Raw genomic sequence first — 18,458 nt, 5'->3', positions numbered from 1 at the left:
GCAGCAGGCGCGGCCGGAGCAGGCGCAGCCGGGGCCGGGGTGGCCTTCTTGGCTGCAGCCTTCTTGGCGGGTGCCTCTGCGGATGCCGTCTTCTCGACGGGGTACTTCTCCTGGTACCGGCGCACGACCGGGGCCTCGACGGTGGAGGACGCCGACTTGACGTACTCGCCCATCTCGTTGAGGCGCTCGAGGAGGACCTTGCTGGTCACTCCGACTTCCTTGGCGAGTGCGCTGACTCGGACCTTTGCCACGTTTCTCCTGTCCTGGTCCGCAGGCAGGCGCGGACCGTCGTTAAAGCTGGGGGGAGCTCATTGCTGAGTACTCATCGGGTGCTCATATGCGTCAAACCACTCTCTGTTCAGAGCTTCAGTCGGTTCCCTTGGTACGGACGGTTGTCTGCTCGTGGGTGGTGATCCACTCCGCCACGGCGGAGGCGTCCAGTGGCGCGCTGACTCGCAGCGCACGCCCGAACGCCCGTCGACGGACGGCGAGGTCAAAACAATCTCCAGTGGGATGCAGCCATGCGCCGCGCCCCGGAAGACACCGCCGAAGATCGGGAACGAGGTCCCCGTGGTCTCCGACGACCACTCGCAGGAGTGCCGACCGGCTATCCGTTGCCCTGCATCCCACACAGGTCCGCACTGGCTCGTCCGAAGACGATGTATGCCGTGTGCTCGCCTCAGCGTGCAACGCCCGAGCCCGGAGTCCAGTCCGGTCGGTCCCACCCATGGTAGCGCCTAGCGGGGGTCGGGCGTGTCACCGGCGCTCCCGGCGGACTCCTGGGCGCCCTCGCGGGGCGCCCCGGAACCGGGGTTGTCGGAGCGGATGTCGATGCGCCAGCCGGTGAGCTTGGCGGCGAGGCGGGCGTTCTGCCCCTCGCGGCCGATGGCCAGTGAGAGCTGGTAGTCCGGCACGACGACGCGCGCCGCGCGCAGCTGGCGGTCGACGATCTCGACGGACTGGACCCGGGACGGGCTCAGGGCCGAGGCGATGAAGGTCGCGGGATCCTCGCTGAAGTCGACGATGTCGATCTTCTCGCCGTGGAGCTCGGACATGACCGCACGGACGCGGGCGCCCATCGGGCCGATGCAGGCGCCCTTGGCGTTCAGGCCGGCGACCTTGGTGTGGACGGCGATCTTGGTGCGGTGGCCGGCCTCACGAGCCAGGGCTGCGATCTCGACGCTGCCGTCGGCGATTTCGGGGACCTCGAGGGCGAAGAGCTTGCGCACCAGGTTGGGATGCGTGCGGGACAGGCCGATCTGCGGGCCACGCATGCCGCGCTTGACGCTCACGACATAGGTGCGCAGACGCTGGCCGTGGACGTACTTCTCACCCGGGACCTGCTCGGCCAGGGGCAGGATGCCCTCCACGGAGCCGAAGTCGACGGTCACGTGGCGCGGGTCGGGGCTCTGCTGGATGACACCAGCGACGATGTCGCCCTCCCGGGCCTTGAAGTCGCCCATGATCGCGTCGTCCTCGATGTCACGCAGGCGCTGGACGATGACCTGGCGAGCGGTGGCCGCGGCAACGCGCCCGAAGTCCTGGGGCGTGTCATCGAACTCCGGGCCGTACTCGCGCCGCGTCCGAGGCCGCACCGGCTCCACCGGAGCCTCGTCCTCTCCCTCAACGTCAGCGTCAGCGTCAGCGTCAGCGGTCGCAAGAGCAGCCGTCTCCGGTGACGTTGCGTCGAGCCCCTCCGTAGCGTCAGCGTCAACGGTCGCTGGAGGAGCCGTCTCCGCTGACGTTGCGGGAGTGGTGGGCTCCTCCTCGACGGGGACCTCGAACTCCTCGCGCGCCCAGATCGTCACGTGTCCGGTCTTGCGGTCGAGCTCGGCCCGCGAGTTGCGGTAGGCACCCTCCGTGCGCTGGTAGGCGAGGAGCAGTGCCTGCTCGATGGCGGGGATGAGGACGTCCAGCGAGATGTCGCGTTCCCGCTCGACACCCCGGAGGACGGCGAGGTCGATGTCCATGTTCAGTTCTCCTTGTCGACCGACGCGTCCGCGTCGTCAGGGGCGGTGATGTCCGAATCGTCCTTGCGCGAGAACTCGACCTGCACCTCGGCACGGTCGATCACGGCATACGAGAGGGTTTCGTCGCGGGCGGGCACCTTCTTGACGGCGGGAATCGCCACCGTGAGGTCCTCGGAGCCAGCGCGGGTGATGCGGCCGGTGACCGGCGCCGCGTCGCGCAGGGTGAGCGTGACGAGGCGACCGACGTTGCGCTGGAAGTGGCGCGGCGCGGTCAGGGGGCGGGAGACACCGGGCGACGTGACCTCGAGCGTGTAGGGCTGCTCCCCCAGCACGTCGGACTCGTCGAGCAGGTCACTGACGGTGCGAGTCGCGTCGGCGATCTCGTCCAGGGACAGGGATTCGACCTGCTCCGTGACGTCCCCGGTGGCGTCAAGCGCGCGGTCGACGACGACCTTGACGACGCGGCGGCGGCCGGCGGGCGTCACGGTGACTTCCTCGAGGACGACGTCGGAACCGTCCAGGGCACCGGAGAGCAACTCGTGCACGGCGGCGTCTCGGGTCATCGGACTCCCTCTCTGTAGTTCTCGTGCCGCGCTGGCATCTGCGGCGACGACCACTCTAGCCGTGGGCCGACGTCCTTCTCCACGCGTGCGAGGATGCCGCCATGCGTGATGCGACACGGGCGGGGTCCGGGCCGACTCGCCGCGTCGTGACCCTGGGTGTGGTCGGCGCGGCCGTCGTGGGCTTGTCCGGTTGCGGAATCCGTCTCGAGGACGACGCCCCGCGGGTGCCACTCGTCCCGACCCGGGAGCCGATCGACGCCGAGTTCGCTCTGGTTCGCCTGCTCCAGGAGCTGCGCGCCGCCGCCCTCGCGCCTGTCGTGGCGAGCGTGCCTGTGTCCGCGCTGCTCGCCGGCTTCCATGAGAGGCAAGCCACGGTCCTCCACGACGCGCTGCGGCAGCGGGGAGTTCCGGAGGCGACCCTCACGGCCAACCCGTTTCCCACCGAATCGTCGACGCCGGGGACTCCTACGGCGAGCACCACACCAACACCTGGGGCCAGCGCGAGCGGGTCCGCGGCGGCGAGCCCCACGACGGCTCCTCCGACCGGAGCCGCAGCGGTCGCGGTGTCCGAGCTGGCGCTCGTCGCTGTGGGTGGAAGTTGCGCCGAAGCGGACGCTGAACTCCGTCCCACCATCCTTGCGATCGTCGCGCAGTGCGGCGCGGCAGCGGAGCTCGCCACGGGAAAGCGCGTCCAGGGCGGCTCGGTGGCGGAGTGGAACGGGGCGAAGGAGTTGGCCCCGCTCATCACGGCCACCCGGACGGCGACGTACTTCCTTGAGGTGGCAGCGGCACGTTCTGACAGGAAGGTGCTCGCGGCCCTGAGGTCGGACCTCGACATCCTCAGGTCGGTCACCAGCGATCTTGTCGCAGGCGCCGGGGACACCTCGCCGGCGGCCGAGCTCGGGCACCCGCTTCCCTTCCCTGTCGACACCGCAGCCGACGTGACCCGCCTCGTCACCGAGTCGCTGGAGACCCTGTTGCAGGCTTGGGGGTCGTCGTTGGACTCTCTGGGGTCGACTCACCCCGAGCAGGCGTTTGTCGACGTGCCCAATTGGCTCAGTTCAGTGGCAGCCGTGGCACATCGACGTGGCGTGCCGCTGACGGCGTTCCCGGGCCTGGAGTGACACTTGCGCCCGGCGCTGGGCCCCACGCACCGCGCGAGTGGCTCACCTGGATCAGCAGGCTTCCCGCCGAGGGCGGTCCGTCCGGCGCCGACTGGGCCAGGTCCGTCGACCGCCTGACTCGTGAGTGCCTCGACGAGTGGGATCTCGTGATTGATGGCGAACCGATGACGGGGTGGACTGCCGTCGTGTACCCCGTTCTCCGGCGAGACGTGGAGACCTCCGAGCCTCTCGTGCTCAAGGTGGGCTGGCCCCACGTCGAGTCGGCCCAGGAACACCTGGCTCTGCGCGCCTGGGACGGACGAGGCGCCGTTCACCTCGTGGCTGCCGACCCTGCCCGTGGTGCGCTGCTCCTGGAACGGCTCGACGCCAGCCGTGACCTGATGGCTGTCGAGATTGATGAGGCGTGCGCCAACGTGGGTGGGTTGTGTCGCGATCTCCACGTACCGGCACCGCCGACGATCAGGCCGCTCACGGCATACCTGAATCCCTATCTCGCCCGAATGGCCGAGCGCACCGACATCCCGAGGCGCGTCATCGCCCGGGTGACCGGGCTGGCACGTGAGTTGCTCGCCGAACCCGGTGCTCCCGTCCTGCTCCACACGGATCTGCACTTCGAGAACGTCCTCGCCGCGGAGCGCGGGCCGTGGCTGGCGATCGACCCGAAACCGCTGGCCGGGCCTGCGGGCTACGAGTTGCATCCGTTGTTGCGCAACAGGTTCGACGAGTTGGGGACCGGCTCGGCGATGCGCTGGTCGGTGCGGCAGCGACTCGAGGTGACCTGTCAGGCCGCCGGGTTGGACGAGGAGGTCGCTCGGCTGTGGTGCATCGTGCGCTGCGGCATCGAGATCCTCTGGGCGGCCGAGGACCAGGACCGTGCAGAGCTCTCGAAGAACCTCACGCTCCTCAAGGCCCTCGAGGACTGACATGCGGGGCCGCCCGGTCAGTCAACGTCGACGAGGGCCTTCACCACGTCGTCCACGTGGGTGGTGAACGCTCGCCCTCGTGGCATCAGGTCGGGCGTGGCATGCGCAATCTGGGCGTGGCCCAGATAGGCGGTGTAGGCGAGCAGGGCTCGGTCCCGGGCTCGCGCCGGCGCGAGCCCGAGTTCGACGTACAGGGCACTGAGCACCTCGAGTCGTCGCTTCGTCACGCGGGCCAAGGTCTCGGCGACAAGGGGCTGCGAGGCGCTCGCCTGAAGTGCGAGTTCGACGGTTCCCGCAGTCTCGGCCTCGCCGTCACCGACCGAGGAGAAGGCCAGGTGTAGCAACCTGCGCAGCCGACTCAGCGGGTCCGGAGCCTCGTCAAGGCTCGCGACGACGCGCTCGGTGTCTCGTCGCTCCCACAGCTTGAGTGTCGCCGCCAGCAAGGCATTCCGATCCGCGAAGTGCCAGTAGAAGCTGCCCTTCGTCGTGCCCAGCTCCTTGGCCAACGGTTCGACCGCCACTGCGGCGAGCCCACCACGCGCCAGGGCATCGAGCGCTGCCCGCGTCCAGTCTGCGGGGCCCAAAGATTGACGCTTCCCAGTGGCCATGTCCGTACGGTACCGTATGGAAAGTCTCCATACGGAGGCGTATGGAGGAGGAACCCATGACCATCCGCAGCCATTCGGTCGCTGACCTGCCCGGGACGATCCGTGAGATGCCGGTGCCGACCACACCACTGCTCGCACGCGCACTCCCCCACGTGTCCTGGTCGGACGCGTTCGCCGTCGCTGTCCCTGCTGGTCAGCAGGTGCACGAAGCTCAGGTCTGGGCAGACGCAATCTTTCGAGAGTCGCCGCCTGGGTGGGTCCGCGTCCTGTTCGCTGTGCGAGAGGTGATCGTGCGTGCGGTGGGCATCGAGCCCGGGCACCCCACCGTCTTTGACACCGTGGAGCGGCGCCACGACGAGGTCCTGCTGGGAACCGATCAACGGCACCTGGGCTTCCGCGCATCGGTCCTCGTCGAGCCCGGCCGAGTTGTGGTGACCACTGTGGTCGAGGTTCACAACCGCCGAGGAAGCATCTATTCGGCGGTCGTTCGCCGGCTGCACCCCATGGTCGTACGCAGCATGCTCGCTCGTGCTGCCCAGAAGATGGCGGTGCGGGCATGAGCCATACGCGCCCGATGGTCCGGAGACCCTGAGATGTCGGCGTTGGTTGCCACGCCGCCGACTCTCGCTCCGCGCTTGCCGCGCAGGAAGGCGAGGAACGGGACGCTCGTCCTGGGTGGCGGGTTCGGCGGGGCACACGTGGCGCGTCTGCTCGGCTCTGCAGGTGCCACCATCGTCGACCCCGGGGGCGCCATGCTCTTCACCCCACTCCTCCCGGAGGTCGCGGCTGGGGCGGTCGAGCCCCGACGCGTGATGGTGCCGCTGCGGACCATGTGCCCCCATGCCGAGTTGGTGCGGGGAAGGGCAACCGGCCTGAACGCGACGGCTCGGACCGTCACCGTGGCCACCGAGTTCGGTGTGGTCGAGATCGGCTACGAACGCCTCATCGTGGCGCTCGGGTCCACCGCCCGAATGCTTCCCATCCCGGGCCTTGCTGAGCACGCGATCACCTTCAAGGACCTCGACGACGCGATCGGCCTTCGCAACCACGTCCTTCGGAGACTCGAGAGGGCCGAGGTCGACCCAATGGGCGCTGCGCGCCACCTGTGCTTCGTGTTCGTGGGCGCTGGCTATGCCGGCGTGGAGGCACTCGCCGAGACCAGGCAACTCGTCCAGGACGCGGCGCGCCACTTCCCGGGCCTGAGTGGGCTCCCGCAACGATGGGTCCTCATTGAGGCCGGCTCCAGAATCCTCTCGGAGGTCCCGGACACGCTCGCCGACTACACGACCGCACACCTGCAGCGCGAGGGGGTCGAAATCCTCGACTCCTCGACCTTGGCGGCGGTGGACGATCAGTCCGTCACCTTGGCCGATGGTCGCCGCATCCCGACGGAGACCGTGGTGTGGACCGCGGGTGCCACCCCCAACCCGGTGCTCCGGGAACTGGGGCTTCCCCTCGACGAACTGGGTCGGATCCGGGTGGACCCCGCCCTGCGGGTCCTGGGACACGCCGGGATCTGGGCTCTGGGTGACAACGCCCGGGTGCCCAACACCGCCACTCCGCAGCGGCCCGACCCTCCCACGTGCCAGCACGCCATCCGACAGGCGCGGGCCGTGGCCCGCTCACTCGACGGCGATTACGCGGCCTACGGCTATCGCAGCATCGGTGAAGGTGCCACGCTCGGCCGTGGCCGAGGCATCACTCGAGTCCTTGGGGTCCACGTCCATGGTCGACTCGGCGGGCTGCTCACCCGCGGCTACCACGTGGCCATGGTGCCCACGGCATCGCGCCGGTGGAGGATCGTCGCTGACGGCCTGCTGTCCACCCTGCTCCGGCGCGACATCGTCGAACTGGGCGCCCTGGAAGAGCGGCGAGACCGTCCCTGACCAACCACCCTCTGACGTGACGGCCTACCGTGAACTCATGGCCAACCGGCTCACCCAGTCCACGTCTCCCTACCTGCTCCAGCACGCCGACAACCCCGTCGACTGGTGGGAGTGGGGCGAGGCCGCCTTCGCCGAGGCGCGTCGCCGCGACGTCCCGATCCTGCTCTCCGTCGGCTACGCCGCGTGTCACTGGTGCCACGTCATGGCCCACGAGTCCTTCGAGGACGTCGGAGTTGCCGAGGCGGTGAACGCGAACTTCGTTGCGGTGAAGGTGGACCGGGAGGAACGACCCGACGTCGACGCCGTCTACATGAACGCGACAACCGCCCTCACGGGCCACGGCGGATGGCCGATGACGTGTGTCCTCACGCCTGACGGAGACCCGTTCTTCGCGGGAACCTACTTCCCGCGTGAACAGTTCCTCGCGCTGCTCGCCAACGTCACGGACGTGTGGACGAAGCGGCGCGCCGACGTCATCGAGTCAGGCGCGCACATCGCGGCTCGACTGCGTGAGCTGACCGCGGTCGGGACGGCAGCACCCATCACCGCCGAGTCGACCGCCGCCGCCGCACAGGCGCTTCGTCAGCACTACGACGTCGCACGTGGGGGCTTCGGCGGCGCGCCGAAGTTCCCGCCATCAATGGTCCTTGAGTTCCTCGTGCGTCATCACGCCAGCACAAGCGATGCCGACAGTCTGGCCATGGCGCGAGGCACGTGCGAGGCGATGGCCCGGGGCGGGATGTACGACCAGTTGGCTGGTGGCTTCGCCCGGTATGCCGTGGACGCCGACTGGGTGGTCCCTCACTTCGAGAAGATGCTCTACGACAACGCGCAGCTGCTCCGCCTCTACGCCCACCTGTGGCGAGCCAACAAGGAGCCCCTGTGGCACCGGATCGCCTGTGAGACAGCGGAGTTCATCATCAACGATCTGGGGACGCAGGAAGGTGGATTTGCGTCTGCGCTCGATGCGGACACGGTCGTCGATGGTGTCGGGGTCGAGGGAGCGACTTATGCGTGGACCCCAGCCCAACTCGCAGAAGTGCTCGGAGAAGACGATGGCGCACGGGCGGCGGGGCTCCTGTCGGTCACGGCGCAGGGCACCTTCGAGCACGGCGCATCAACCTTGCAGCTACGCGCCGATCCCGACGACCCCGAGTGGTGGGCCGACGTCCGACGCCGCCTGCTTGACGCCCGCAACACTCGGCCGCAGCCGGCCCGCGACGACAAGGTCGTCACGTCCTGGAACGGCCTGGCCATCGCCGGACTGGCTGACGCGGGAGTCCTGCTGGATCGGCCCGACTTCGTGGAGGCTGCGGAGCGGTGCGCCGACTTCGTCGTCACGACCCACCTCGTGGACGGACGGCCTCGACGTGCCTCGCGAGGAGGCGCGGTGGGCACAGCAGCCGGGGTCGCCGATGACCACGGCAACCTCGCGGAAGGAGTTCTCGCGCTCCACCAAGCGACCGGCGACCAGCGCTGGCTAGCCGTCGCGGGCGACATCCTCGACGTGGCTCTCGACCACTTCCGCGACAAGGGCGGCGTCATCCACGACACCGCCGACGACGCCGAGCCACTGTTCACTCGCCCTCGAACCCAAGGCGACAACGCGGAACCGTCCGGAGTGTCCTCGCTCGCCGGCGCCTGGCTCACGTATGCCGCCCTGACCGGTTCCGCCCGTCACCGCGAGGCCGCGGACGCCGCCCTCGCAAGCGTCGGCCCCCTCGCGGTGCGGGAACCCCGCTTCGCGGGGTGGAGCCTTGCGGTCGCCGAGGCAGCCCTGGCCGGACCACTCCAGGTGGCCATCGTCGGCGCCGGTCCCAATGCGGGCGAGATGCTCAATGCGGCACGGTCCAGCACCTCACCCGGCCTCGTCCTCGCCCACGGCGACCCCGACGCCCCGGGCCAGCCCCTGCTCGAGGCGCGGCCGCTCGTGGGAGGCGAGCCGACGGCATACGTGTGCCGTGGTTTTGTCTGTGACGCACCGGTGACGGACGTCGAGAGCCTTGCTGAGGGCCTCGCTCGAGCCTAGAGGTCGACGGTGCCCTCGATGCGCGTGACCGCGTCGCCGGACACCCAGATCTCCCCGTCCCTCGCCTCGATGTGGACGCGCCCGTCACGGCCGATCACCGAGCCCTGACGCGCCACGTAGGCGTCGGGGAGCGCCCCCGAGCCGATGAGCCACTGTGCCAGGCCGGCGTTGGCGCTGCCGGTGACCGGATCCTCGGCGAAGTCGCGGCCGTCGGCATAGAACGCCCGCACCTCGACGTCGGCGCCCAACTCGACAGCACGCACCTCGTCCCAGCGACCGACGACAGCCACCTTGAGATCGGCGAAGGCCGCGACGTCTGGGACGACGCCGACGACCACGTCGGCCGTCCCGAGGTCGACCCCCACCCACCCGGGACCGTTGTCCACCCAGGCCATGTCGACCACGGCGGAGTCAGCGACACCCAGAGCGGTGACGATGCGTCGTCGCAGGTCGGCGTCCACCTCACCCGACCGTCGGAGGGGCGGGGCCGCGAAACCCAGTCGAGGCGAACGCCGGACAGCGACCAGTCCGGCTCCACATTCCTGCACGAGCCTGTCGCCCTTCGTGGTGCCGCCGGCTTCGAGCCAGGCCTGAGCGCTGCCGATCGTCGGGTGTCCCGCGAACGGCAACTCCCCGCCCGTCGTCCAGATCCGCACGCGATAGTCCGCCCGAGAGTCGGTGGGCGTGCATAGGAACGTCGTCTCGGAGAGGTTCGTCCATCGCGCGAAGTCCGCCATCTGCGCGTCAGTCAGGCCGTCGGCCTGGTGGACGACCGCAAGTGGGTTCCCGAGCCAGGGCTCGGCGGAGAAGACATCGACCTGACGGAAGGGCAGCATGCGCCCATTCCAGCACCGGCCGCGCCAGGTCAGCCTCGCGCGACAGTCACCGAGACGACGGCCCCGTTGCCGATCGGCGCCCAGTCCACCTCGCGGTGCGTGCGGCCGTCGAGTCGGGCGAGGGCCACCCGCATCGTGTCGCCGTGGGTGACCCAGACGACGTGCTCGTATGCCGTGAGTCGAGCTCGTTCAATCGGCGCGGCGAGGCGGCGGTGGACGTCCTCAAGGCTCTCTCCCCCGCCCCATCGCACTTCGCTCACGTGGGTGGCGTCGGGGGTCGGCTCAGCGGAGAGCTCTGACGTGAGTCGACCTTCGAGGGAGCCGAGTGCCTGTTCGCGAAGGTCCGGATCGGGAGTTGGAACTACCCCGAGCGTGGCAGCGATGTGCTCGGCCGTGTGGCGGGCGCGCACGAGGTCGCTCGTGACGACAGCGACGGAGCCTCGGACGAGCGATGTCAGCGCAGCCGCAGCAGCCTTGGCCTGCTCATGCCCGAGGTCGGTGAGATCGGGGTGCGCTGTCTGCCCCTGCAGCCGACCCTCGACGTTCCACGTCGACTGTCCATGGCGGACGAGGTGGAGATGGACGGGCTTCACGCGGTCACTGTAGGGCTGCGTAGACTCCGCCGAGTGTCGGGGCTGCTGGTGACGGGGACGAGTTCCGATGCAGGGAAGTCTCTCGTCGTGACGGCCCTCTGCCGGCTCTGGGCGCGGCAGGGCGTGCGCGTCGCGCCGTTCAAGGCGCAGAACATGTCGAACAACTCGATGGTCTGCCGTGACGGCTCCGAGATCGGGCGCGCGCAGTGGCTCCAGTCGGTGGCGGCAGGGGTCGAGCCGTCCTCGGTGCACAACCCCGTGCTCCTCAAGCCCGGGAGCGACCGGCGAGCGTTCGTCGTGCTCCGAGGCCAGCCTGCGGGTCAGCTCGTGGCGGGTGAGTACGCGACGGGTCGGCGACACCTGGCAGAGGCCGCGTTCGAGGCGTTCGAGGAGTTGTCCGCGTCCGTCGATGTGGTTGTCGCAGAGGGCGCTGGGTCGCCTGCAGAGATCAATCTGCGATCCGGCGACTATGTGAATCTCGGTCTTGCGCAGCGGTTTTCACTTCCAGCCCTGCTCGTGGCCGACATCGACCGTGGCGGCGCTCTGGCCGCGCTCTATGGCACGTGGGGCCTGGTCTCCACCGACGATCGGGCTCTCCTGCGCGCCTATGTCATCAACAAGTTCCGCGGTGATGCGTCCGTCCTCATGCCCGGGCTCGACGTCGTGACCGAGCGAACAGGTATGCCCTGCGCTGGCGTCCTTCCCTGGCTCGACGGGGTGTGGCTCGACTCCGAGGACGCGCTGTCCGTGGGGCGTTGGCGTCCGTCGTCCGATTCACGGGCCGACCGGTTGTCGGTGGCAGTGGTGCGCTTCCCCCGGACCTCGAACGCCACCGACGTGGACGCCTTGGCGGCGGAGCCGGGTGTCGACGTGCGCGTGACGACAGACCTTGACGTATGCCGTGAAGCGGACCTTCTCGTGTTGCCGGGTTCGCGGGCTACGGTGAGCGACCTGGAGTGGCTGCGAGCGTCCGGCCTGGCCGAGGTGGTTGCGTGGCGGGCGGAGCGCAGTCGGCCGGTGCTCGGGATCTGCGGTGGCTACGAGATGTTGGCCGACTGGATCGATGACCCGGTCGAGAGTGAGTCAGCGGGCCGCGTGGACGGGCTGGGGCTGCTGCCGACGACCGTGACCTTCGCCGCGGAGAAGGTCCTTGCTCGGCCGACTGGGCAGTGGCGGGGGCACGCGGTCGAGGGCTACGAGATCCACCACGGCGTGGTGGATGACGACGGGGCATTCCCGGGGGGAACGTCGGCTGGTTCGGTGTGGGGAACGATCTGGCACGGCACGTTGGAGTGTGACGAATTCCGTCGCGCGTGGCTGACCGAGGTCGCGGCAACTGCCGGTTCGTCGTGGGTGCCCGACACCGAAGCTCCCAGGTTCGCTGATCGACGCGAAGCCATGATCGACGCCCTCGCCGACGCGGTCGAGGAGCACGTGGACCACAAGTCCCTGTTGGAGCTGACACGCCAATGACCCTCTCCCCGACGCGTACCGAACTCACCCAATTGGACGGTTGCGCACACATCCCACGTCAGGTTCGAGTCATCGGCATCGGCACCGGCTCCCCCGCCCACGTCACCGGCCAGGCCATCGCCGCGCTGCGTGAGTGCGACGTCTTCCTCGTCGCCGACAAGGGCGAGGTCAAGGATGAACTCGTCGCGGTGCGACGCTCCATCTGCGAGGAGTTCCTTGACGAGGGCGCCTATCGCATCGTCCCGGTGACCGACCCGGAGCGCGGGCCGGACGCGGATCGGGACCGGACGGCATACCGAAGTGGTGTCGATGCGTGGCACGCAGCGCGAGCCGCGCGCTATGCCGACATCATCGCGAACCTGCCCGAGGGCGAGACGGTCGGCTTCCTCGTGTGGGGCGACCCGGCCATCTACGACAGCACGATTCGCATCGTCGACGCTGTCGCTGAGTCGATGCCGCTCGAGGTGCAGGTCGTGGCGGGCCTCTCTGCGATCCAGGTCCTCGCGGCCGAGCACGGGATCGTCCTCAACGGCATCGGCCAGCCGGTGCACATCACCACCGGGCGACGCCTGCTGGACGAGTGGTCTGCCGACTTGGGGACGGTCGTCGTCATGCTCGATGGGTCGCTGAAGTGTCGCGAACTGGTCGGGTCCGCTCCCGATCTCGTGATCCACTGGGGCGCGTATCTCGGTCTGCCACAACAGGTTCTGCGCTCTGGACGGCTGGCCGACGTCATCGACGACCTCGTGTCGCTGCGGGCAGACCTGCGTGAGGAACACGGCTGGGTGATGGACACCTACGCGCTCACGGTGCCGTCCGCGCCACTCCTCGCCTGACCTTCATTCCCTGCAGGATCAGCGACGCCGCGAGGCAGGCACCGACGCCCTCGCCCGAACGAAGGCGCAGGGACAGCAGGGGCTCGAGGCCAAGACTTCTGAGTACTTCGGCGTGGGCTCGCTCGCGGCTCTGCTGGCCGGCAATGAGGTGCGCCTGGACACCTGGTTCCATCGCGACGGCGAGGACACCGGGGAGCGAGCCCGCCAGGCCGTCGAGGATGACTGGGGCACCGGCATCGGCGGCACCCAGGACGACGCCGGTGAGGAGGGCAATCTCGGGGCCGCCCAGGGCTGCGAGGAGGTCCGCAGGGTCGTCGCGCCAGGCCGCGGTTCGTGAGGCCGTGCGAGCGAGGGCCTGCTCGACGACCTCCCGTTTGCGCTCGACGATCTCGGCGTCGGCCCCTGCACCGATGCCGACCGTCTCGCGAGGGGTCAGACCCGTGACGGCGCAGGCGAGTGCGGCGGCCACGGTCGTGTTGCCGATGCCGACCTCGCCCAAGGCGACAAGGCCGCCGCGTGCCGCGCCTTCACCGAGGCCACGACCGACGTCGAGGAGGCGGTCCACGTCGAGGCGGTGCATGGCGTCGGTGCTGACGAGGTCACCCTGCGGGTGGGACGGCTTGGCACTGAAGGCCCACGGGACCGAGGCGTCGCCGAGTGCGCCGGCGTCCACCACGATCACGCCGAGCCCGGCCGAGCGCGCGCTCACGGCGCCCATCGACTCGCCTGCCACTGCCGCTTCGAGTACGTCTCTGGTGACGCGATCCGGGAAGGCGCTCACACCAAGGGCACTCACGGGGTGGCTGGCGCCAGCAAGGATGAGCGTGCCACCGAGTGGCGTCTTCCCGCGGCCCAGGGCTTCGACTCGGCTGACCGCACGATCGAGGACGCCGAGGGACTCCGGAGGTGCGAGGAGTGTGTCGGCGTCGTCGGTTGCCGCTGCGAGTGATGACGGTGGGAGGTGGTCGCGAGGCCCGAGGTGGGAGGCCGGTGCAGTCGGTGACGCGCCAGGAACACCGTCGACCGTCCGACCCCCGGCCCAACGGTCGTGCATGACGACGTCCTCGAGCGGCATCCGCTTCGACCAGGCAGCCCGCTCGAGCCCCGGGGCGGGCGGACGCTCGTCCGGCCACCCGAGGCACATCCACCCCATGGGGACGACGCCTTCGGGGAGGTCGAGCAGGGCGGACAGGTCGTCGGGCTCGAAGAGGGTCACCCACCCCATCCCCAGGCCGCGGGCTCGGGCTGCGAGCCACATGTTCTCGATGGCGCAGGCGCACGACCAGAGGTCGGCGTCGGGGAAGGTCGCCCGCCCCAGAACGCCGCTGGCGGGTACGCGACGGTCGCACACGACGACGACGCCGAGGGGCGCCTCCCGGAGGCCCTCGAGCTTCAGGTCGAGCATGCGGGCTGCGCGGTCGTTCGTGAGGAGCCCCGCTTGGTCGAGCCGTGCGCGATCAGCGAGGTGGGCCGCCCGATCACGGATCGCAGGGTCCCGGACGACGATGAAGCGCCATGGCTGCGAGTGGCCCACGGACGGCGCTTGGTGTCCCGCGGTGAGAACCTCCGCCAGCAGCGAGTCCGGCACCGCCTCGGGTCGGAAGCGACGGATGTCGCGGCGTCCGGCGATGACGCTGTCCAGGGTGCCGATGGCCTCTGGACTGAATGCCCACCCGGCGGGGTCGGCGCGACGCTCGTGCGCACTCGTCGCATCACCGACGAGTGGCGTCGGGCGCGGCCACGTTGCCGCCTGCGTCTCGTGCGCGCTCACTCCTCGAGGTCACCTTCGATGTCGAGGTAGACCTGCCTCATCTGGTCCATGACCTCGGGATCGGGCTCCGCCCATAGGCCGCGGTCGGCGGCCTCGGAGAGTTTCTCGACGATGCCGCGCAACGCCCACGGGTTGGCGTGGCGCATGAAGTCCTGGTTCGTCTTGTCGAGGACGTAGTCGTGCGCAATCCGGTCATACATCCAGTCGGGGACGACACCGGCCGTGGCGTCGAACCCGAAGAGGTAGTCGACCGTCGCCGCCAGCTCGAAGGCTCCCTTGTAGCCGTGGCGCTGCATCGCGGAGATCCACCGCGGGTTGACGACCCTGGCCCGGAAGACGCGGTTCGTCTCCTCCTGGAGGGTGCGGGTGCGGACGTTCGCTGGTGTCGTCGAATCCCCCACGTATGCCGCCGGGCTGGCTCCCGTGAGCGCGCGGACTGTCGCGACCATCCCGCCGTGGTACTGGAAGAAGTCGTCGGAATCCAGGATGTCGGACTCCACGTTGTCGACGTTCTTGGCAGCCACCTGGATGCGCGTGTAGTTGCGCTCCATGTCGTCACGCGCCGGTGCGCCGTCGAGGTCACGGCCATAGGCGAAGCCACCCCACGCGGTGTAGACCTCGGCGAGATCCTTCTCGTCGCGCCACGTGCCGGACTCGACGACCTGGAGGATGCCCGCGCCGTAGGAGCCCGGCTTGGAGCCGAACACCCTGGTGCGTGATCGACGCTCGTCACCGTGCGTCTCGAGGTCCGCGGTGGCGTGGGCCTTGGGGAAGTTCTGGTCGAGAGGCTCGTCCAGCCCGACGACGAGGGCGACTGCGTCGTCGAGGAGGTTGATGACGTGCGGGAAGGCGTCACGGAAGAAGCCGGAGATGCGCACTGTCACGTCGATGCGAGGGCGTCCGAGCTCGGCGAGCGGGATGGCCTCGAGCCCGACGACACGCCGCGACTGCTCGTCCCACACGGGTGTGACGCCGAGGAGGGCGAGGACCTCGCCGATGTCATCGCCGGAGGTGCGCATCGCCGAAGTGCCCCACGCGGAGAGGCCCACTGACCGGGGCAGTTCGCCTTCCTCGTCGAGGTAGCGCTGGAGCAGGGACTCGGCCATCGCGACACCGGTCTCGTAGGCGAGACGGGACGGGATCGCCTTGGGGTCGACCGAATAGAAGTTGCGACCGGTCGGGAGAACGTTGACGAGGCCGCGCAGCGGTGAGCCCGACGGGCCGGCCGGGACGTAGCCGCCATCGAGGGCGTGCAGAACCATGGGGATCTCGTCGACCGTGCGCGCCAGTCGCGGGACGACTTCGTCGCACGCGAACCGCAACGATGCCTCGACGCCGTGGTTCGGGCCACCCAGCTCAGCGGCAACGATCTCCGGCACGGCAGCACCGTCCCACTCGGCAGCCGACAGTGCCGAGACGAGGCGTTTGGCGGTCTCCTCGGCAGCGTCGGTCTCGCTCGTCGAGGCGCCGACGTCGTCGAGGCCCAGCGCCGTTCGCAGACCGGGGATCCCGTCTCGTTGGCCTGCAAAGACCTGCCCCGCACGCAGGATCGCGAGGACAAGGTTGTCGAGGGCCTCTCCCGACGGCGCCTCGCCCAAGATGTGGAGGCCGTCGCGGATCTGGACGTCCTTGACCGCGCACAGCCAGTAGTCGATCTCGCCGACGAGAGCGTCAAAGCCCTCCTCGTCCGGTCGGTCCGTCAGACCGAGATCCTGGTCGAGCTTGGCCGCCTGAAGCAGGGTCCAGATCTCTCCTTGGAGGGCCGGCGCCTTGGCCGGGTCCATGACCGAGACATTGCCGTACTCGTCGAGCAACTGCTCGAGCCGGGCGATGTCGCCGTATGACTCTGCCCGCGCCATCGGCGGCACGAGGTGGTCGACGATCGTCGCGTGCGCTCGCCGCTTGGCCTGGGTGCCCTCACCCGGGTCGTTGACGAGGAACGGATAGATCAGCGGGACGGAGCCCAGCGCCGCATCACTGCCACACCCCGCGGACAGGGCGAGGTTCTTGCCGGGCAGCCACTCGAGGTTGCCGTGCTTGCCCATGTGCACGATGGCGTGGGCGCCGAACTCCTCCTCGATCCACCGGTAGGTCGCGATGTAGTGGTGCGTCGGCGCGAGGTCGGGGTCGTGATAGATCGCGATGGGGTTCTCGCCGAACCCACGCGGCGGTTGTACCAGGAGGACGACGTTGCCGGACTGCAGTGCGGCAGAAACGATTTCGGCTTCACCGCCCGACGCGGCTTCCGCGTGGTCGACGAACAACTCCCCTGGCGCCTCACCCCACGCCTCAGTCATCCCGTCGCGAAGGTCACTCGGAAGCGAAGCGAACCACCCGGCATACCGGCTCGCAGGAATGCGCACGTGGTGCTCGGTGAGCTGGCCGTCGGTGAGCCACTCGGGATCCTGACCGCCGGCGGCGATGAGCGCGTGGACCAGAGCGTTGCCGGCCGTCGTGTCGAGTGCTTCACCGTCGCGTGGCTCAACGCCATCGAGACCCGGAATGCCGCCCGGCGTGCCGAGGTCGTAGCCCGCTTCGCGCATCGCCCGGAGCAGCCGGATCGTCGAGACCGGAGTGTCGAGGCCGACGGCGTTGCCGATGCGCGAGTGCTTCGTGGGGTAGGCAGACAGGACGATCGCGATGCGCCGCTCGGCAGGCGGGGTGTGACGCAAGCGCGCGTGCCCGACAGCGATGCCTGCGACTCGCGCGCAGCGCTCCGGATCGGCCACGTAGTGCGGCAGCCCGTCGGAGTCGGTCTCCTTGAACGAGAACGCGACCGTGATGAGGCGACCGTCGAACTCGGGCACGGCGACCTGCGTCGCGACGTCGAGCGGTGACATGCCGTCGTCGGACTGCGCCCACTCGTCGCGGCTCCAGGTGAGGCAGAGCCCCTGCAGGATCGGCACGTCGAGGGCGGCGAGTGCGGCGACGTTCCAGGCGTCGTCGTCCTCTCCGGCGGACGCCGTCGCAGGACGGGTGCCGCCCGCGGCGAGGACGGTGGTGACGATGGCGTCGTAGGTGCCGAGGTGCGTGAGGAGGTCCTCGGGCGCGTCGCGCAACGAGGTCGCCCAGACCGGCACGCCCACTCCCCCGGCGGCATCGACCGCGTCGGCGAGAGCGTGCGCGAAGTCGGTGTTGCCGGCGGCGAACTGGGCTCGGTAGAAGAGGATCGCGACGCGCGGAGACGCGGCCGTGTCAGCCGCTGCAGCGGAAGGACGATCGAGCGTGCCCCAGCGCGGCAGCTCCACCGGCGGCTCGAACGTGTCGCCGCTCAGCAGCAGTGTGTCCGAGAGGAATCCGTGGAGCTCGCGCAGGTTGTCGGCCCCACCTTGGGCGAGGTAGCGATGGGCTTCGTGGACGACGCCACTCGGTGCGGTGGACTCCGCCATGAGTGCTGCGTTGGGCGCTTGCTCGCCCCCGAGGACGACCAGCGGGACGCCGCGCTCACGCACATCCGCGAGTGCGTCCGGCAGGTCCTGGGGCGAGCCGAGGATGCGCGCAATGACGATCTCGGCGCCTTCGAGGGCCGCGCCCACGGCGAGGGCACCGGAGCGAGAGGGGTTGGCCCAGGTGTAGTCGGCGCCGCTCGCCCGCGCACACAGGAGGTCGGTGTCGGACGTCGACAGGATGGCAATGCGCGGCATGGGCCGGTGCTCCTTCCGGGGTGTCCTCGCCCCGTGATGGCTGGGACCCGACAGGCAGCCGGGCCGGCCGCGACGACGTTCCTGACTCACCCACGCGCTCAAGGCGGGGTTCACAGTGGCGGGACCGTCCCGGACTTGCACCGGATTCCGTCGACTCGCAGCCGGGGGCAGCCTAACGGTCGGTGCACGTACGCTGACCGCC

The 18,458-nt window shown here is 69.5% G+C and carries 16 protein-coding genes and 1 riboswitch; of the genes, 7 read left to right on the top strand and 9 right to left on the bottom strand.

Annotated elements, in window-relative coordinates; translation table 11 throughout:
- The 4 genes from N802_RS12890 to rimP all read right to left on the bottom strand — a co-directional run.
- Positions 1 to 251 (bottom strand): translation initiation factor IF-2 N-terminal domain-containing protein (locus tag N802_RS12890; protein ID WP_035916851.1); only part of this gene is annotated, 251 nt, incomplete at its 3' end.
- Between the two features lie 115 nt (positions 252 to 366).
- A complete protein-coding gene (locus N802_RS19965) occupies positions 367 to 729 on the bottom strand; it encodes a YlxR family protein (protein WP_084072188.1) in 363 nt (120 codons plus the stop codon).
- 8 nt (positions 730 to 737) lie between these two features.
- Positions 738 to 1,970 carry a transcription termination factor NusA gene (gene nusA, locus N802_RS12885; protein ID WP_035916848.1) on the bottom strand — a complete coding sequence of 411 codons (1,233 nt, stop codon included), beginning with the start codon at positions 1,968 to 1,970 and terminating at the stop codon, positions 738 to 740.
- Between the two features lie 2 nt (positions 1,971 to 1,972).
- Entirely contained in the window at positions 1,973 to 2,533 is a 561-nt protein-coding gene (rimP, locus tag N802_RS12880; RefSeq protein WP_035916845.1) for a ribosome maturation factor RimP, read from the bottom strand.
- A 101-nt stretch (positions 2,534 to 2,634) separates the two neighbouring features.
- Here rimP and N802_RS12875 point away from each other — a divergent pair, with 101 nt between their 5' ends.
- Positions 2,635 to 3,657 carry a DUF4439 domain-containing protein gene (locus N802_RS12875; RefSeq protein WP_035916842.1) on the top strand — a complete coding sequence of 341 codons (1,023 nt, stop codon included), beginning with the start codon at positions 2,635 to 2,637 and terminating at the stop codon, positions 3,655 to 3,657.
- Entirely contained in the window at positions 3,654 to 4,580 is a 927-nt protein-coding gene (locus tag N802_RS12870; RefSeq protein WP_052109918.1) for an aminoglycoside phosphotransferase family protein, read from the top strand. The genes N802_RS12875 and N802_RS12870 overlap by 4 nt, the downstream gene beginning before the upstream one ends.
- Before the next feature lie 17 nt (positions 4,581 to 4,597).
- Here N802_RS12870 and N802_RS12865 read toward each other — a convergent pair whose 3' ends face one another.
- Positions 4,598 to 5,188 carry a TetR family transcriptional regulator gene (locus N802_RS12865; RefSeq protein WP_035916841.1) on the bottom strand — a complete coding sequence of 197 codons (591 nt, stop codon included), beginning with the start codon at positions 5,186 to 5,188 and terminating at the stop codon, positions 4,598 to 4,600.
- 56 nt (positions 5,189 to 5,244) lie between these two features.
- Here N802_RS12865 and N802_RS12860 point away from each other — a divergent pair, with 56 nt between their 5' ends.
- The 3 genes from N802_RS12860 (at position 5,245) to N802_RS12850 (ending at position 9,103) form a co-directional block, all read left to right on the top strand.
- Positions 5,245 to 5,748 (top strand): DUF2867 domain-containing protein, encoded by a 504-nt coding sequence (locus tag N802_RS12860; protein WP_211254409.1) that lies wholly within the window; start codon positions 5,245 to 5,247, stop codon positions 5,746 to 5,748.
- 75 nt (positions 5,749 to 5,823) lie between these two features.
- On the top strand, positions 5,824 to 7,074 hold the full coding sequence (locus N802_RS12855) for an NAD(P)/FAD-dependent oxidoreductase (RefSeq protein WP_035916937.1): 1,251 nt from the start codon (positions 5,824 to 5,826) through the stop codon (positions 7,072 to 7,074).
- A gap of 37 nt (positions 7,075 to 7,111) precedes the next feature.
- Positions 7,112 to 9,103: a thioredoxin domain-containing protein gene (locus N802_RS12850; protein WP_035916935.1), complete on the top strand. Its 1,992-nt coding sequence runs from the start codon at positions 7,112 to 7,114 to the stop codon at positions 9,101 to 9,103.
- On the opposite strand, the gene N802_RS12845 is transcribed toward N802_RS12850, so the two are convergent.
- Positions 9,100 to 9,939 (bottom strand): PhzF family phenazine biosynthesis protein, encoded by an 840-nt coding sequence (locus N802_RS12845; RefSeq protein WP_035916839.1) that lies wholly within the window; start codon positions 9,937 to 9,939, stop codon positions 9,100 to 9,102. The two genes, N802_RS12850 and N802_RS12845, sit on opposite strands and share 4 nt — an antisense overlap.
- A gap of 29 nt (positions 9,940 to 9,968) precedes the next feature.
- Positions 9,969 to 10,532, bottom strand: a complete 564-nt coding sequence (locus tag N802_RS12840) for a histidine phosphatase family protein (RefSeq protein WP_035916837.1) — start codon at positions 10,530 to 10,532, stop codon at positions 9,969 to 9,971.
- A 33-nt stretch (positions 10,533 to 10,565) separates the two neighbouring features.
- Between N802_RS12840 and N802_RS12835 the strand changes: the two genes are divergently transcribed.
- Together N802_RS12835 and cobF are read left to right on the top strand one after the other, a co-directional pair.
- Positions 10,566 to 12,005, top strand: coding sequence for a cobyric acid synthase (locus N802_RS12835; RefSeq protein ID WP_035916836.1), 1,440 nt, complete (start codon positions 10,566 to 10,568; stop codon positions 12,003 to 12,005).
- Positions 12,002 to 12,841 carry a precorrin-6A synthase (deacetylating) gene (gene cobF, locus N802_RS12830; protein ID WP_052109915.1) on the top strand — a complete coding sequence of 280 codons (840 nt, stop codon included), beginning with the start codon at positions 12,002 to 12,004 and terminating at the stop codon, positions 12,839 to 12,841. Before N802_RS12835 ends, cobF begins: the two co-directional genes overlap by 4 nt.
- Here the strand turns inward: cobF and bluB are convergent.
- Positions 12,810 to 14,612, bottom strand: coding sequence for a 5,6-dimethylbenzimidazole synthase (gene bluB, locus N802_RS12825; protein ID WP_035916832.1), 1,803 nt, complete (start codon positions 14,610 to 14,612; stop codon positions 12,810 to 12,812). The genes cobF and bluB overlap by 32 nt on opposite strands.
- Positions 14,609 to 18,256 carry a cobaltochelatase subunit CobN gene (cobN, locus tag N802_RS12820; RefSeq protein ID WP_035916829.1) on the bottom strand — a complete coding sequence of 1,216 codons (3,648 nt, stop codon included), beginning with the start codon at positions 18,254 to 18,256 and terminating at the stop codon, positions 14,609 to 14,611. The genes bluB and cobN overlap by 4 nt, the downstream gene beginning before the upstream one ends.
- Before the next feature lie 77 nt (positions 18,257 to 18,333).
- Positions 18,334 to 18,405: riboswitch (cobalamin riboswitch) on the bottom strand.
- Positions 18,406 to 18,458 lie beyond the last annotated feature (53 nt).

Origin of the sequence: Knoellia sinensis KCTC 19936 (assembly GCF_000768705.1) — a bacterium.
Taxonomy (GTDB): Bacteria; Actinomycetota; Actinomycetes; order Actinomycetales; family Dermatophilaceae; genus Knoellia; species Knoellia sinensis.
The sequence above is the reverse complement of the archived record's forward strand: the minus strand, read 5'-3'. Positions and strand labels throughout refer to the sequence as shown.